This window comes from Pontibacter cellulosilyticus (assembly GCF_014306105.1).
Taxonomy (GTDB): Bacteria; Bacteroidota; Bacteroidia; order Cytophagales; family Hymenobacteraceae; genus Pontibacter; species Pontibacter cellulosilyticus.
On record NZ_JACRVF010000004.1, the window covers coordinates 458,937 to 475,245 of the forward strand.

Here is a 16,309-nt window from a genome sequence, read left to right on the forward strand (position 1 = left end):
TGTGCGTTTACAGATTAACCTTAAAAGCTGAATATCCATTTTGGAAGACAAACCCAAAAATACCGGTAAAGTATTCGACTCAGACGTGCTGAAGCGGCTGTTCACGTTCGTGAAGCCCTACATCGGCATCTTCTACTTTATCGTTTTCCTGACTTTTGCCTCGGCTATACTTGCTGCGGTGCGCCCTTTCCTGATACAGTACACTGTAGACAATGAAATTCTGCAGAACGATTGGGAAGGCCTGAACAAGATGTTCGTGATACTGGGCGTGCTGCTGGTAGTGCATGCTATTGTACAGTACCTGCATACCTATTTTGCCGGCTGGCTAGGGCAGCACGTGGTGCGCGATATCCGCATCAAACTCTACCGGCATATCCTGGAGCTGCGCCTCAAGTTTTTCGACAGAACCCCGATAGGTACCTTAGTTACCCGAAATGTATCGGATGTAGAAACGCTGTCGGATGTGTTTAGTGAGGGTTTAGCGGCTATGATCGGCGATATTCTGCAACTGGTATTTATTGTAGGCTTCATGTTCTACATCGATTGGGAGTTAACGCTGGTAAGCCTTTCCACATTCCCACTCATGCTCATCAGTACCTACATCTTCAAAGAAAAGATAAAAGATACGTTCCAGGAAGTACGCACGGCTGTAGCCAGGTTAAACTCGTTTGTGCAGGAACATATTACAGGTATGAGCATCGTGCAGATCTTCAACAACGAAGAGCGCGAGATGGATAAGTTCAAAGAGATCAACAAAGAGCATACCCGCGCCAACATCCGCTCCGTTTTATATTATTCGGTATACTTTCCGGTAGCAGAGATAATTGGTGCGGCAGGTCTGGGCCTTTTGGTGTGGTATGGTGCGCATGGTGTGATCGAGGATGAGACTTCGCTGGGTACACTGATGGCCTTTATACTTTACATTCAGATGTTCTTCCGACCGATACGCATGATCGCGGACCGCTTTAATACACTGCAACTAGGAGTAGTAAGTACAGAGCGTTTGATGAAGCTGCTGGACAGCAAAGAAATGATCGCCGACAATGGTAGCTATGCTCCGGAGAAGATAAAAGGCAATGTAAAGTTCGAAAACGTGTGGTTTGCCTACAACGAAGAGGAGTGGGTGCTGCGCGATATATCGTTTGATGTAAAAGCGGGAGAAACTGTAGCCTTTGTAGGAGCGACAGGTGCCGGTAAGACATCCGTTATCAACCTGCTCAACCGCTTTTATGAGATAAACAAAGGACATATTATCATCGATGGGCACGACCTGCAGGAGTATGACCTGAGCGTGCTGCGCCACCACATCGGGGTAGTTTTGCAAGATGTGTTTTTGTTCTCGGGTACCATTGCCGACAATATTAGCCTGGGCAACAAAGCTATTACAGAAGAGCAGATGTGGCATGCTGCTGACCTGGTGGGAGCACGTAAATTTATTGAGCGTTTGCCGGGAGGACTGCACTATAAAGTGATGGAACGAGGTGCCACGTTATCGGTGGGGCAACGACAGCTTATTTCCTTTGTGCGTGCCATGGTATACAACCCGGAGATCATCATTCTGGATGAAGCCACCTCTAGCGTAGACTCCGAAACTGAAGAACTGATACAGTACGCGATAGACCAGTTGATGCAGGGCCGTACTTCTATTGTAATTGCGCATCGCTTATCAACCATTCAAAAAGCTGATAAGATTATTGTGCTGGACAGGGGAGAACTGAAGGAGATGGGCAACCATGAAGAGCTGTTGAAGCATAACGGATACTATGCACAGCTTCACCAAATGCAGTACAAGAACATGATCGATTTATGAAAAAACTCTTCTACATTTTAGCAGCCTTCGGCGTTGTGCTGCTGGTACTTTATACTTTCTTAGGCGGTTTTACAGCACCGGAGGTAAAGATGGCTACCTCTGAAACGATGTACGTGGCAGGCCAGGCCTATACGGGTTCAGTAGAAGATGAGCAAATGAGCAAGCTGTTTATGCGGGCAGCGGAGGTAGTTGATAAAAAGGAATTGGAAGGAACATTGGGCAATATCTACTACAACGACCCAGACAAAAGCGGCGACAGCATCAGGGCATTTATTGGTGTGATTGTTCCGAATGCTGATGTTAAACTGCCGGAAGGTTATGAACTGCGCACGGTGGCAGGGGGCAAAAAAGTGGTGCGTGCCGAAGCAGAGGGCAATATGGCGCTGCTACCAAGAAAGCTATATAAAGCTATTTATGATTACGCCGAAGAAGAGAACTTGAAACTGGAGGATTTCTATGTAGAGTGGTTTCCGGCGCAGGACAGAGGCGTAGTAGAGGTGCCGGTAAAGCAGTAGCCTCTTTTATACTTGCAAGTATAAATTTATGCTTTAACTTTGGTTGCGGGGCAATCATCTACCTAACCAGCTCCCGATACTTTAGCAAACAACTTTGGGCAAGAAAGCAGAGGCGAAAAAAGAACTGATTCTGGACGCGGCAAAATCAGTGTTTGGCAGGCTGGGCTATAGCAAAGCCACACTTGATGATATCGCGCATGCCATTGGCCTAAAGAAGCCCACACTATACTATTACTACAAAAGCAAAGAAGTACTGTTTATAGAGGCCTTCTCGCAGGAGTGGAAAGAAAGCCTGTCTAACCTGAAGCGCATTGCAGAGGAAGAGCGAAACCCTCATGAGCGACTGTTGCTATACATCAGATCCTCGCTGCGGTACTACCAGAAAATCGTAACACAGCATACCATATCCATTAAAGTACTGATAGAGACGCGCATGCTATTCCAGGAGCTCTTCCGGGAGTCGCGGGCAAAGGAGGCAAATTACTATGCTACGGTAGTGAAGGAAGGTGTTGCCAATGATACCTTTATACCTTGCGAGGCCGAGCGCGTGGGCTACTCTATTATGGTAGTAAAAGACCTGATCCAGTTCGAGGAGTTTCAGCGTGCAGAGTTCCACCAGCAGGACTACATCGATTTTGAGAAGATAGAGCGCGATGTGCTGTTTACAGTAAATCTTATACTTAACGGTATTGCCATTAAAGCTTAAGCAAAGTTCATTAATTCACATGAAATCACTTTTACACCTAACGGGGCTGCTGTTCAGTCTCTTAATTATGTCTGGCTGTGGGGCAAGCTATCCATCTTCTGTCGCGCCAGGCATTTACAGCACAACTACTGGTCTTGGTTTTAGCCAGGAGAGATTTTATCCGGAGATAAACAGCAATAGCTTTCCGGAAGACCAGATTATAAACAAGAAAAGTGTAAAGGTTGTTGAGGCGCAACAACTTACGAAAGAGAAAAAGGAGGAGTTGAGGACAGCGCAAGCAGCTGCTATGCAACAAATACTGGTTGATACTGCAGATTTGGTATCGGTAAACTATGCACCAGGAGGAGTTTATATACACCCGCTGCAACTGTACGCAGACGAAACCGAAGTGGCAAATATACATTGGCAGGAGTACCTGACCTACCTTAATCAGGATTCTACGGTGGCGTTTTATCAAAGCCAGCAGCCAGATACTACAGTGATACAGCTAAACAAAACAGATTACTACAGAACTGCAGCAGGTCAAGTAGTCTCAGCTTATCAGTACCATCCGGAGTACCAGTTTTACCCTGTTGTAGGTATAAGCTATGAGCAGGCGGCTGATTACTGCAAGTGGCGCTCTAATGTAGTAACAGAATTGGTTAAAAGCGATCCAAATAATAAAGAGAAAGTGCAGGTGATATACAGGCTGCCAACTGAAAAGGAGTGGGAGATAATTGCTGCCGCAGGCTATGATAAAAACACCTATCCGTACAGCTCTGCCACAGGCGCAATCAGAAAGTATAAACTAAATCCGGTGGCAGCAGATTTTCTGTCTCGAAAAATAACTGCGCAGGTTCCTGCAGAGCAAGTAAAAAAGGACATTGTAAAAGAGGAGGTGCAGGATAACATGTTTAATGTTAGAAGAACCCTGCCATACTTCCTGCAGGTAAATACTCCGGATTATATCTATAGTGGCACTCCAAATGACTATGGCCTGCTGCATGTGCAAGGTAATGTGGCGGAGATGGTGGCCGAGAAAGGTATAGCCAAAGGAGGAAGCTGGAAAGATAAACTGGAAGACAGCAAAATCACAGACAGACAACTTTATTCTTCGCCGTCAGACAAGGTGGGGTTCAGGTGTGTTTGTGAAATAAAGCCGATGGAGAAATAAAAAATGACTTCTTTGTGTATGGCTCTAGTTGATCTCTATCTGGCACAAGTTTTAAGCGCAACGCGACTTGTGACTCAAAATGAAGGGAGGTCTCCAGGCTTTCATGAGCTATACTTCGTAATTCGCTAAAGTCAATGCTTCTTTCACTGCTTATACTCATAAATCAAAGAGCCCCGGCTATACTTGTGTATGGTCGGGGCTCTTTGATATCAGTAGCTGTGCTGCTTTGATATTATGTAAAACAACAATTAATGTGTTGCTCTGTATTGATCCAGTTTGGCCTTTAATGCCTCCACATCTGGATGGTGGCCTTTGGCAACTTCAGCGGCGTCTAGCTCAATTAGCATATTCTGCATTTGCTTTAAATAAGCAGCCTTATCTTTTTTTAAACAGCCTTTCTGATGGTCGTGGCATGTCCCGTCGGCGTTCATCGGCTTAAACATACTGCCTTCGCCATATATCAGCCACTGTGGATTCAGGTCTTTAAAGTTCTTCACGATTGCCACCAAGTCATCCAGCAGATAGTTTTGGCCGGAAATAATATTGGCAAGAGTGGTTTCGTCACTACCGGTCATGGCTTTAAGTTGTTCCATTTCCAGCTCTTTAAGGTTTGTGTAGAACCTGAATCTTTTACCGATTTGTTGTAAGTCGATGGCCATAAGCACAGATTTTTAGGTGAATGTAGACTAGCTATACGTTGATATAACAGAATCTATACAAAAAAAATCCCGCAAACTTTAAATGGCTGTAAATGCGACCTCTGTAATGGTGAACAATACCCCGCAAAAAGTCAAACTTACTCCTGCTCTTCTGACTGCAGTTGGCGTTCGTACAGCACTTTATATAGTCCGTCCTGGTTAATCAACTCTTCGTGCGTACCATGTTGTATAATCTCTCCATCCTCCAGCACTAGAATCCTGTCTGCCAGCTTAACCGATGATACCCTGTGTGAGATGATAATAGAGGTACGGTTGGCCATAATGCGGCGCAGGCTATTAAGTATGGCATTCTCTGTTTTGGTATCTACCGCCGAAAGCGAATCATCGAGTATAAGTATACTTGGCTCACGCACCAGCGCACGGGCAATAGATACACGCTGCTTTTGCCCACCCGATAAGGTAATGCCTCGTTCGCCTAGTTTGGTCTCAAACTTCTCCGGAAAGCGCATAATGTTCTCAAATACATCCGCATCTTTTGTAGACTGCACCATTTGCTCCTCGGTTATACTTGGCAGACCAAACCCGATGTTGTTGCTGATGGTATCGGAGAAAAGGAACACATCCTGCGGCACATAACCAATCTGGCTGCGAAGGCTTTTCAGGTTATAGTCACGCACATCAACTCCGTCAATTAAAATACGGCCATCTGTTACATCGTACATGCGTGGCAATAGGTTGGCAATCGTACTTTTGCCTGAGCCTGTATTGCCAATAATTGCCAGCGTTTCACCGTGCTTAATATCGAAGGAGACATTTTTCAGCGCTTGTATGTTCGTGTCAGGATAAACTAAGTTTACGTTCTCGAAGCGGATATCACCCATGATTTCTTTGCTCACGTTTTCACGGGAAACAATATCGTTTTTGGTGTGCAGGAACTCGTTGATGCGTGCCTGCGAGGCAGCAGCGCGTTGCACCAGGCTGGCCGTCCAACCCAGCGAGGTAACCGGCCAGGTAAGCATATTCACATAAATAATAAACTCAGCAATATTACCAGTAGTTATACTTCCGTTGATCACCTCCTGTCCGCCAATGTAAACCGTAATGATCGTACTCAGACCAACCAGGAACAATACCAACGGAAAGAACAGCGAGTTCACGAAGTTCAGCTCCAGCGATTTGTCTTTGTAGGTGTTACTGGAGGTAGTAAAGTTGTTGTGGGAATCATCCTCCCGCACAAAAGACTTAAGTACCCTGATTCCTGAAAACGCCTCCTGCACAAATGTATTTATACCCGAAAGGCTCTTTTGTATCTCGTCAGACTTACGCTCTATGATGTTGTTTACATAGTAAATGCTGATGGCAAGTATAGGCAGCGGAATCAACGTATACATCGTCAGTTTCACGTTTACCGAAAGCATGTATGGGATCACCATCAGGAAAAGTATAATCAGGTTAATGCCATACATTATGGCAGGGCCAATGTACATGCGCACACGGCTCACATCCTCGGAGATGCGCGCCATCAGATCGCCGGTGTTGTTGCGGCGGTAAAAGCTAAGCGGCAGGCTTTGGTAGTGCTCGTAGATCTCGTTCTTCAGGTCGTTCTCGATCAGGCGGCTCATTACGATAATGGTCTGGCGCACAAAAAACAGGAAAACGCCCCGCAGCAGTGCCATCAAAAGTATAACTACACCATACACCAGAATGCTGCTGGCAAAAACATCATACACGTTTTCCTGCTGTGCAAAGCCCTCGTAGAGGCCGTGCAGGTTAATGCCTTCCTTTATCAGGTTAAAGGCATGGCGCACCACCTGTGCCGGCAGAATCTGGAAAAAGTTAGAGATGATCGTAAACACAATGCCCCACAAGAGCCTGTATTTATACTTAAGAAGGTATTTATTTAGATAACGTAATGATTTCACAGTTAATTAGTAAGCTCAAGGGCTTTTACGTAGACTTACAAAGTACAAATTGAAATAATCAAAAAAAGAATTAATTTTGCAGCGCGAAACGGGAAAGGGTAACCTGCCTCATTCACACAAAGATAGAATAACCCTTAATCAATTACATAAATGGTCGAATTAAAAGAAGTAGAACTGAAAGACAAGTCAGTCTTCGGTCAGATTTCAGAATACAATCATGAGAAAGTTGTTTTCTGCCATGACCAGGAAACAGGCTTGAAAGCTATCATCGGTATCCACAACACGGTACTTGGCCCAGCTTTGGGTGGTACGCGTATGTGGTCTTATGCTTCAGAGGCAGAGGCTTTAGACGATGTGTTGCGTCTTTCTAGAGGTATGACCTACAAGGCTGCAATCTCTGGTCTTAACTTAGGTGGCGGTAAAGCTGTAATCATTGGCGATGCCAAAAAAGATAAATCAGAGGCGCTGCTTCGCAGATTCGGCCGTTTTGTAAAGAACCTGAACGGTGCTTACATCACTGCTGAGGACGTGGGCATGACTACAAAAGACATGGAGTATATCCGTATGGAAACGGAGCACGTGTCTGGTTTGCCTGAGTCTATGGGTGGTAGCGGAGATCCTTCTCCTGTAACTGCTTACGGTACTTATATGGGTATGAAGGCTGCTGCTAAAAAAGCTTTCGGTTCTGACTCTTTAGAAGGTAAGAAGATCTCTGTACAGGGTGTTGGCCACGTAGGTGGTTACCTGGTAGAGCTTTTAGCAAAAGAAAACGCGCAGATCTTTATCACAGACATCTACGAAGACCGTCTGCAGGAAGTATCTAGCAAGTATGGCGCTAAAGTGGTAAGCATGGACGAGATATATGATCTTGACGTGGATATCTACTCTCCGTGTGCGCTTGGCGGTACGATCAACGACAATACATTAGACAGACTGAAGTGCCAGGTAATCGCAGGCTGCGCTAACAACCAGCTGCGCGACGAGAAAATACATGGCCCAGCTCTTGTTGAGAGAGGCATCGTTTACGCTCCTGACTTCCTGATCAACGCTGGTGGTTTGATCAACGTTTACTCTGAGCTGATCGGGTACAACCGTGAGAGCGCTTATGCACAAACTGAGCGTATTTATGGTTATACGTTGGATATCTTTGATCTTGCAGAAAGAGAAGGCATCCACAACCAGGCTGCTGCTATGAAGATGGCTGAGAAGCGCATCCAGAGCATCGGTAAAATCCGCTCTACTTACTAAGTATAAATACACGAAGAATACTGTTAAAACAAAAGTGCTGCATTAACCTGTGGCACTTTTGCTTTACACAGCTACAGATTAAAAGGAACTATAAGCAGATGGCTTTGCATTTAAGCTTATAGTATAAAGTAAAGCTTTGCTGCATTGCAAAGTATAAGGCGCCAGCTGGTGCCGATCAAGTAAAACAACAACAACCAAATACGCTCTTTAAAATAAGAATATGCTCAACCGCAGAACACTACGAATCAAGGCGATGCAAGCCATTTATGCCTATCAGCAGGCCGAAGGTTCAGATTATCTGCTGGCGCTGGACCAGATAAGCGAGGAGTTTGCTCCGGACCTGAACTCGATGGAGGTACAGGACAAGAAGTTACTGGAAGGCAAAAAGCAGATCGCGCAGCTCCTGTTCAAGGAGTGGTACGAGACGCGCCAGTTCGAGACCGAGGAATCAGACAGAGAGATAACAGACGCGGTAAACAGAGCCATTGCTTACTACAACAACCTCACAAAGAAAGACTACAAGTACTACGGCAACCAAATGCTAAGTGCAGTAGAGCGTATTTACGACCATTACATTGGCACACTCCAAATACTGGAAATCATCAACAGCCTGATTGAGGAAGAAGAGGAGAAGAAGGCCAACCGTTTTACAGCTGCCACTGGCCCGGATACAAAACGCTTCCTGAACAACCGCGTGGTACAGCGTCTGCTACAGAACGAGTCATACAGGCAAGCCATCATCCGCCGAAACATTAGCTGGGGCTCCGATATAAGCGAGATACGTGCTGTTTACAAGAATGTGCTAAAGCAGGATGAAGCCTTTTTAGCATACCTGGCATTGCCTGCTCCAACCCTGGAAGAGGACTCAGAGATAGTGAAACATATTTTCAAAAACATTATCTTTAAAGAAAAAAACTTACAATCTTTGTTTGAAGAGCAGGATCTGAACTGGGTAGAAAATAAAGCCATTGTAAAGAGCCTGGTAAACAAAACCGTTAAGATTTTTAGCGAAGAGTCTGAAGAAGGTTTCGGCCTTTTAGATCTGTCTGCCAACTGGGAAGACGATAGAGCGTTTTTCGAGGAGCTATACTTCCAAACCATTCAGGACGATGAGAAGTATGAGGCGATGATAGCGGCAAGCGTTAAAAACTGGGACGTAGAGCGTGTGGCCCTGCTCGATAAGATCATACTTAAGATGGCACTCTGCGAAATGCACATCTTCCGAAGCATTCCGGTTAAAGTTACCATCAACGAGTACATCGAAATCTCTAAGCTCTACAGTACGCCAAAAAGCAAGCAGTTTGTTAACGGGGTGCTGGATAAGATGGCGCAGGAGCTTGCCACAAAAGGCGAAATCCGCAAGTCGGGTCGCGGCTTAATAGATAACAAGTAAGCAGCAGCATTTGAGTTAGCTGGCAAACAGGAATCGCCGTAAAAGGAAAAAATTTGTACTCGTTTATATAAGAACATAAAAACTATGGGTAAGAAAACAAGCAACTTACTAGTCTTTGTGTCTGGCGCTGCTGTTGGTGCTGCCGCCGGCATTTTATTTGCACCCGAAAAAGGTAGAGAAACGCGTAGCTGGCTAAGCTACCGCCTGGAAAGATACCGCGACACATTATCTGATTTGCTGGAGCAGCTGATGGCGAAAGAAGACAACCTGCCAACTACTGCAAAGTCTGAGGGGCAGCGCGTGATACAAGATGCCAAGAACAAAGCCGAGAAACTACTGGGCGATGTAGACTCATTAATAAACGAAATCAATAGCCGGAAAGAAATATAAGCATGAGACAAGTAACCCTTATTCCTGGAGACGGGATAGGACCTGAGATCACAGAAGCTGTAAAAGCTATTTTTAAAGCTGCCAACGTGCCTGTACAGTGGGAAGAGGAAAACGCAGGGCAGACAACTTTTGATTCTATGGGTGAGCTGATACCAGCTACACTGATAAACTCTCTTAACAAGAACTGCGTTGCTTTAAAAGGCCCGATCACTACACCAGTAGGCAAAGGCTTTAAAAGTATAAATGTGCAGCTGCGCCAGATGTTTGACTTATACTCAAACGTGAGACCGGCTAAAACTACAAAAGGAATTAAAACCCGCTTCGAGAATGTTAACTCTGTGCTGTTCCGCGAGAACACCGAAGGGTTATACTCTGGGCTGGAAATGTTTGATGAGCGCCTGCAGATCTCTGATTCTGTGGCCCGCTTAACACGCGTTGGCTGCCGTAAAATTATACGTGCCGCTTTCGAGTACGCCAACAAACACCAGTGCAAAAAGGTAACAGCCGTGCACAAGGCAAACATCCTGAAGAGTGCAGGCGCTTTGTTTTTAGATGAGTTTACAACCATCGCAAAAGACTATCCGCACATTCAGGCTGATGACAAGATCATTGACAACATGTGCATGCAGCTGGTGGCCAAGCCAGAGCAGTTTGATGTGATTGTTACTACAAACCTGTTCGGTGATATCCTGTCTGACCTTTGCGCTGGCCTGGTAGGTGGCCTGGGTGTAGTGGCAGGTGCCAACATTGGCGATGAAATGGCAATTTTTGAGGCCGTTCATGGTTCTGCTCCGGATATCGCTGGCAAAGGTATAGCTAACCCTACAGCCTTGCTTCGTTCTGCAATCATGATGCTGCACCACCTCGATTTAAAGGATGAGGGTAATCGCATTGAGGCAGCACTGGAGGCCACGCTTGCAAATCCGCAGGAGTGCACAGGCGACCTTGGCGGTAGTGCCAGCACCATGCAATTTGCGCAAAACATCATTTCAAAATTATAAACCCAAACCCATTTTTGATATGAAAAAGAATCTGATTTTAGCAGCTAGCTTCGCTGTGGCTATCTTCGCCACCAGCTGCGACAATAACGCCGGAAGCGACAACGTAACTGAAACTGAAGCTACAGCTACAGAAGCAACTGCAACTGAACCAGTTGTAGAAAACCCAAATGTGGCAGGAGCTGAGGAAGCGGTAGCGCCAGAAAACGCACCGGTTATCTCTTTCGCCGAGACTTCTTACGATTTCGGTACTGTAAAGCAGGGCGAAGTAGTAGAGCATACTTTCAAGTTCACAAACACAGGTAAGTCTCCGCTTATCATCGAGAGTGCAACAGCAACGTGTGGCTGTACTGTGCCAGAGTCACCGAAAGAGCCAATTGCTCCAGGCGAGACCGGCGAAATCAAAGTTAACTTTAACAGTACTGGCAAAGCAGGTCAGCAGTCACCGGTGGTAACTGTTCGTGCCAACACAGTGCCTAACATCACACAGGTAACACTAAAAGGCACTGTGGAGCCTGCTAGTACTATACCAACTGCAGGTGCCGATGGACCTGTAAAGAGAAACTAAGCTTTAAGAGCTGATAAGAGAATACACAAACATGCAAACCATCTTACTACAAGCCGCACCAGACGGAGGCATGCTGCCTCAATTACTGATGTTCGGCGCCATTATACTTGTTTTCTATTTCTTCATGATCAGGCCACAGCAGAAAAAAATGCGTGACCAGAAGAAATTCCGTGAAGAGCTAACCAAAGGCATGAACGTCATCACCATTGGTGGCATGCATGGAAGGTTAGTTGGAATAGAAGATGATATTGTTGTGATTGAAGTTGATAAAGGTATCAGACTAACGTTTGACAAAACATCAATTTCGATGGAGGCAACTGCCCGAGCTCAAAAAGTTTAGAAGCATTGCCATTTGGGACAATAAAAAATATAGTTAACTGGTTTGCGAAGCCATTCAGGCCACAAACAAAGCAATACTGGAGAGTAGTATTGCTTTGCTTTGTGGCGGCTTCTACCTTTTGGCTACTTAATGCCTTAAACAAAAGCTACTCTACCCAAACCACTTATCCTGTTAAGTTTGTTTACGACGAGAATGAACTCGTGCCGGTAAAGCCCTTGCCAGAGGAGGTTACCATAAACGTTACCGGGAAAGGCTGGAAATTGCTACGCAAATCGCTGCGCGTGGAGGTACAACCAGCTGAAATATTTATCCGCAACCTGCCCCGAAACAATTACCTGCTCGGGCCGGCATTGCGCCCTGCTTTAGTAAATGCGCTGGATGGCATGGAACTTAACTTTGTAGTGACGGATACGCTATACTTTAACTTTAATCAGAAAGTATCACGTACTGTTGCGGTTAAGTTAGACCCATCTCAGAAAGTAACCGGAGATCGCTTCGCAGTGGTTGGACCTGTTATCATGCAACCTGACTCAGTTACCTTTACAGGGCCATCTTCTATGGTAGAAAGCCTGCCAAACCCCTTATTGGTACGTCTGCCAGAAGGCCAGCAGCTAACAGAGGCTACCAAGCTTAAGGTGCCAATCAACTACGACAACAAAGCGCTGGTAAAGGCAGATGCAAGCTCTGCGGAAGTGACACTGAATGTAAGAGGACTGGTACAGGAGGAGCGTCAGATTGTTCCGGAGATTGTAAATGCACCGGCAGGCAAAGAGATTACTCTACGGCCACCTTATGTGCTGGTACGCTACCAACTGCTCGAAGACTCTGCTGTTTACATCAACCGTGATAATTTTAAGGCTATACTTAACTACAAGCGCTACTCCCGCCGCGACTCAACGCTTATTCCTGAACTTGTGCAGAAGCCAACTGGTGTGCGTAATGTAACGCTGTGGCCGGAGCGCGTTAAAGCTGTTGTCGAATAACCTCCAATGTTAAAAGTAGGCATTACCGGTGGCATAGGCGTGGGCAAAACGGTTGTAGCGCGCATGTTCAGTCTGCTGGGGATACCAGTTTACGACTCTGATGGGCGGGCAAAGTGGGTAATGCAGCACGACCAGGCGCTTAAGTCTGAACTGACGGGTGCTTTCGGGCCCAAAGCCTTCACAGAAAAAGGAGATCTTGACCGCGCATACATCGCCTCAATTGTTTTTAATAACCCGGAGCGCCTGCAGCAATTAAACAGCCTGGTGCACCCGCACGTGCGCAACGACTTTGCCGCCTGGGTTGCCCAGCACACAGACAAGCCCTACATTATAAAAGAAGCTGCCCTGATGTACGAGTCGGAAGCCTGGAAGCAGATCGATAAGATGATTACGGTGTACGCGCCCACCGATGTTCGGATAAAGCGCCTGCTGCTGCGGGATACACACCGTACAGAAGCCGACATAAAAGCCATCATAGGCAAACAGCTCAGCGAAGAGGAGAAAATGGCCCGTGCTGATTACGTTATTACCAACAATGATCAGGAGATGATCATACCCCAGGTGCTTGCGCTGCATGAGCAGCTTCTTAAACTAGCCCCGGCTTACTAAATCCAATAAATTTACAGGAGTGCTTGTGTTGCAGCCAAAGTGGTGGCAGGCTATACTTTTGCCCTTATGCAGGCGTTTGTAAAGTATAGGCTGGCGAAGTATAAAACTTTTGGCAGTTGGAAAGAAGCAGACAGAAAAGTATAGACATAAAAAAAGGACAACTTTTAAGTTGTCCTTTTGTGGGGCGTACTGGATTCGAACCAGTGACCCCCTGCTTGTAAGGCAGGTGCTCTGAACCAGCTGAGCTAACACCCCAATTTTTTCTTTTCGAGACCTATTGTCGTCGTTTGATGATGCAAATATGGGGGTTATTTTTGATACTGCAAAACATTTGAAAAAAAATTGTCAAAAATTTTTTTCAGGCCCCAGCCTCTATTGTACGCGTGTTATTAGTAGCGTACCTTTAAGTTTTGTAAGGTGCTATAAATCTGAGCTTTTACCTGGTGAAGAAACGAGTTGTTAAAAAAATGCTATTTTACACTATTGCTGCTTTTGTGGCGGTGGCAAGTATAGCGTTTGGGTTAGTGTATGCTTACCAGGATAAAATTATCGGGTTGTTCGTAGCCGAGGCTAACAAGCACATCAACACCAAAGTAGAAGTTGCCCAAATTTCACTGTCGCTTTTCGAGAAGTTTCCGCAGGTGGCTGTATCGCTGGATAAGGTTAACGTGCACGAAGGCGTGGAAGGCAGTGAAGAATCATTGGCACGGGCAGAGAAACTATACTTTACTTTTAGTATCTGGAATGTGCTGCGCGGGAAGTATAGCATAGAGCAGCTTTACATGGAGCATGGCGCTATCTATGTAAAGGTGCTGCCGGATGGTAAGGTAAATTACATGGTCATCAAGCAAGACTCCTCCAGCACCGGAAACGAGGCGTTTGCCTTTAACCTGGAGCAGATAAACCTGAAGGAGGTAAGCCTTAACTATATAGATCAGCAGCTGAAGCAAACCTATGAGGTTAATGCGCATGAGCTGGTTGCGGCGCTGGGTGTAACAAACGAAAGTATAGCCATAGAGGCAAACGGAAACGCTACGGTTAATACCATTAAAGTAGGCACAGGAGAATATTTTAAAGGTAAGAAGATAGATCTGGCCTCAGCCCTTGTGATTGATCGCGTTAACAAGCTTGTACAGCTACAGCCTTCTACAGTTAACATCGAAAGCGCGTCTTACGAAGTTGGAGGCACTATCGGCTACGCCGGGCCAACTGTTCTGGATCTTAAGCTGGATGGCAAAAACACAAGCGTGCAGTCGCTGTTGTCGCTGTTGCCGCAAAGTATAAGCAACGACCTTAACCAATACCGCAGCGAGGGGGAAGTATACTTTAATGGCACTGTTAAGGGCAATGTATCAGCCAAAGAAAACCCCACCATTGCATTTAACTTCGGAGCCAGGAATGCATCGTTTTATCACCCGGATGTAAAGCAGCGTGTTGATGACATAAACCTGACAGGAAGCTTTACAAACGGAAGCAAACAGAATGCTGCCACCACGGTGCTGGAGCTAAAGGACTTGTCTGGGGTATTAAACGGACACCGCTTTAACGGCAACTTTAAGTATAGCAACTTTAACAATCCCAATATTGCTTTTGATATCAAGGGCAAGCTGGATGTAGGGTATGTGTTGGGTTTGGCAAAGCTGGAGCAGGTACAAAGCGGAAGCGGCCTGGCAGATGTTCGCATTGCTTTCTCAGGTAACCTGAACGAGTTTAAGGCACGGCCCGGCAACAGCACGCTAAATACCTCCGGCGACATAACCCTGCATAATGTATCGCTGTCCTTACTAGAGCTGCCGCTGCCATTGCAGAACCTGAATGGCAACTTCATCTTTAAGCGCAACGATGTGGCTGTTTCTGATTTTAAAGGCAAGCTCGGCAACTCAGACTTCGTGATCAACGGCATGTTTAAAAATGTAATGGCCTGGCTGTTGCTTGACAGGCAGCGCTTGCTGGTAGAAGCCGATTTCAACAGCAAATACATCGACTTTAACCAATTGCTGAGTGAGGAACTGAACACACCTCAACAAGCCAGGAAAGGAAGTCGCAGCGACTACAAATTTATACTTTCCCCTAACATTGCTTTCGATATCAGTGCTTCTGTAGATAGAGTCAGGTTCCGAAGATTTAGGGCGAAGAACATAAAGGGAGAAGTTACCCTGCGTAACCAGGTGGTATCTTCGCCGAACATATCCTTTAATGCCATTGGCGGTAATTTTGCTGTGCGCGGCAAACTCGATGCGCGCACCCGGGAGCATATTAAAGTAAGCACAGCCACAAAACTCAACAACATGAGCGTGGATAGCTTGTTCTTTGTGTTCGAGAATTTCCAGCAAAACTTTATCATGGACCGTCACCTGCGCGGCCAGCTTACGGCTAATATTGTTTCTGATATTTACTTCGACAGCCAGCTGAATGCCAAGACTGACTTATTGCAGGCCGAAATAGTGGCCACCGTGCGCAATGGGCAGCTGATTAACTTTGAGCCGATGCAGAAGATGTCTGCGTTCGTAAAACGCTCTGAGCTGGCTAATATGCGTTTTGCCGAACTTCATAACAGTTTCTGGATTCAGCAACGAACAATTTATATTCCGGAAATGGATATTCGGTCCAATCTGTCTGCAGCCCCTACCGTGTCTATATCTGGGCAGCATACTTTTGACCAGCACATGGACTACAAAATAAAGCTGCCCCTATTTAGCAGTCAGCGCCCCGATAAGGATGCTGCCTTTGGTATAGTGGCTTCAGATCCCGGTGCCGGTAACAGCAGCCTGTTCCTGACGCTAAAGGGCAAAGAGAGTGACTTTAAAATTGCCTATGATGATGACCGTGTGCGACAAAAGATCAAAACAGACCTGAAACAGGAGGGCCAGGAGTTAAAAGACCTGCTACGCGGCAAGAAGCCGAAAGATAAAGAGAAGAAAGTAGAGCTGCAGGAAGGAGAGTACTTCGATTTTAACTAAAGCTTAATGTAGCTACAGGTTTAATAGTAAAATAGCTTTGTAAATATATACCCGC

Annotated in this window: 15 protein-coding genes and 1 tRNA gene; 13 read left to right on the forward strand and 3 right to left on the reverse strand. The window is 45.9% G+C overall.

The genetic code is table 11. From position 1 onward, the window contains the following. Positions 1-40: 40 nt before the first annotated feature. The 4 genes from H8S84_RS15380 (at position 41) to H8S84_RS15395 (ending at position 4,184) form a co-directional block, all read left to right on the forward strand. Positions 41-1,810 (forward strand): ABC transporter ATP-binding protein, encoded by a 1,770-nt coding sequence (locus tag H8S84_RS15380; RefSeq protein ID WP_187068242.1) that lies wholly within the window; start codon positions 41-43, stop codon positions 1,808-1,810. Next, positions 1,807-2,325, forward strand: coding sequence for a GyrI-like domain-containing protein (locus tag H8S84_RS15385; protein ID WP_187068243.1), 519 nt, complete (start codon positions 1,807-1,809; stop codon positions 2,323-2,325). Before H8S84_RS15380 ends, H8S84_RS15385 begins: the two co-directional genes overlap by 4 nt. Positions 2,326-2,419: 94 nt before the next feature. Next, on the forward strand, positions 2,420-3,031 hold the full coding sequence (locus H8S84_RS15390) for a TetR/AcrR family transcriptional regulator (RefSeq protein WP_187068244.1): 612 nt from the start codon (positions 2,420-2,422) through the stop codon (positions 3,029-3,031). A 19-nt stretch (positions 3,032-3,050) separates the two neighbouring features. Next, positions 3,051-4,184, forward strand: coding sequence for a formylglycine-generating enzyme family protein (locus H8S84_RS15395; RefSeq protein ID WP_187068245.1), 1,134 nt, complete (start codon positions 3,051-3,053; stop codon positions 4,182-4,184). Between the two features lie 248 nt (positions 4,185-4,432). Here H8S84_RS15395 and H8S84_RS15400 read toward each other — a convergent pair whose 3' ends face one another. Beyond that, positions 4,433-4,843 (reverse strand): helix-turn-helix domain-containing protein, encoded by a 411-nt coding sequence (locus H8S84_RS15400; protein ID WP_187068246.1) that lies wholly within the window; start codon positions 4,841-4,843, stop codon positions 4,433-4,435. A gap of 137 nt (positions 4,844-4,980) precedes the next feature. Continuing rightward, the gene (locus tag H8S84_RS15405) at positions 4,981-6,765 is read right to left on the reverse strand and encodes an ABC transporter ATP-binding protein (RefSeq protein WP_187068247.1); all 1,785 of its coding nucleotides are present in this window, start codon (positions 6,763-6,765) and stop codon (positions 4,981-4,983) included. 150 nt (positions 6,766-6,915) lie between these two features. On the opposite strand from H8S84_RS15405, the gene H8S84_RS15410 reads away from it, so the two are divergent. From H8S84_RS15410 to coaE, 8 genes are all read left to right on the forward strand, one after another. After that, positions 6,916-8,013 carry a Glu/Leu/Phe/Val family dehydrogenase gene (locus tag H8S84_RS15410; RefSeq protein ID WP_187068248.1) on the forward strand — a complete coding sequence of 366 codons (1,098 nt, stop codon included), beginning with the start codon at positions 6,916-6,918 and terminating at the stop codon, positions 8,011-8,013. A 220-nt stretch (positions 8,014-8,233) separates the two neighbouring features. After that, positions 8,234-9,406: a transcription antitermination factor NusB gene (gene nusB / locus H8S84_RS15415; RefSeq protein WP_187068249.1), complete on the forward strand. Its 1,173-nt coding sequence runs from the start codon at positions 8,234-8,236 to the stop codon at positions 9,404-9,406. 84 nt (positions 9,407-9,490) lie between these two features. Next, positions 9,491-9,796 carry a YtxH domain-containing protein gene (locus tag H8S84_RS15420; protein ID WP_187068250.1) on the forward strand — a complete coding sequence of 102 codons (306 nt, stop codon included), beginning with the start codon at positions 9,491-9,493 and terminating at the stop codon, positions 9,794-9,796. Positions 9,797-9,798: 2 nt separating this feature from the next. Further along, positions 9,799-10,797, forward strand: a complete 999-nt coding sequence (locus H8S84_RS15425; protein WP_187068251.1) for an isocitrate/isopropylmalate dehydrogenase family protein — start codon at positions 9,799-9,801, stop codon at positions 10,795-10,797. 19 nt (positions 10,798-10,816) lie between these two features. Further along, positions 10,817-11,362 carry a DUF1573 domain-containing protein gene (locus H8S84_RS15430; protein WP_187068252.1) on the forward strand — a complete coding sequence of 182 codons (546 nt, stop codon included), beginning with the start codon at positions 10,817-10,819 and terminating at the stop codon, positions 11,360-11,362. A gap of 31 nt (positions 11,363-11,393) precedes the next feature. Further along, positions 11,394-11,702, forward strand: a complete 309-nt coding sequence (yajC, locus tag H8S84_RS15435) for a preprotein translocase subunit YajC (protein WP_187068253.1) — start codon at positions 11,394-11,396, stop codon at positions 11,700-11,702. A 101-nt stretch (positions 11,703-11,803) separates the two neighbouring features. After that, positions 11,804-12,685 carry a YbbR-like domain-containing protein gene (locus tag H8S84_RS15440; protein ID WP_317175446.1) on the forward strand — a complete coding sequence of 294 codons (882 nt, stop codon included), beginning with the start codon at positions 11,804-11,806 and terminating at the stop codon, positions 12,683-12,685. 6 nt (positions 12,686-12,691) lie between these two features. After that, the gene (gene coaE, locus H8S84_RS15445; RefSeq protein ID WP_187068254.1) at positions 12,692-13,294 is read left to right on the forward strand and encodes a dephospho-CoA kinase; all 603 of its coding nucleotides are present in this window, start codon (positions 12,692-12,694) and stop codon (positions 13,292-13,294) included. A gap of 180 nt (positions 13,295-13,474) precedes the next feature. Here the strand turns inward: coaE and H8S84_RS15450 are convergent. Then, positions 13,475-13,549, reverse strand: a tRNA-Val gene (locus tag H8S84_RS15450). Between the two features lie 212 nt (positions 13,550-13,761). On the opposite strand from H8S84_RS15450, the gene H8S84_RS15455 reads away from it, so the two are divergent. Next, positions 13,762-16,254, forward strand: coding sequence for an AsmA-like C-terminal region-containing protein (locus H8S84_RS15455; protein WP_230407199.1), 2,493 nt, complete (start codon positions 13,762-13,764; stop codon positions 16,252-16,254). Positions 16,255-16,309 lie beyond the last annotated feature (55 nt).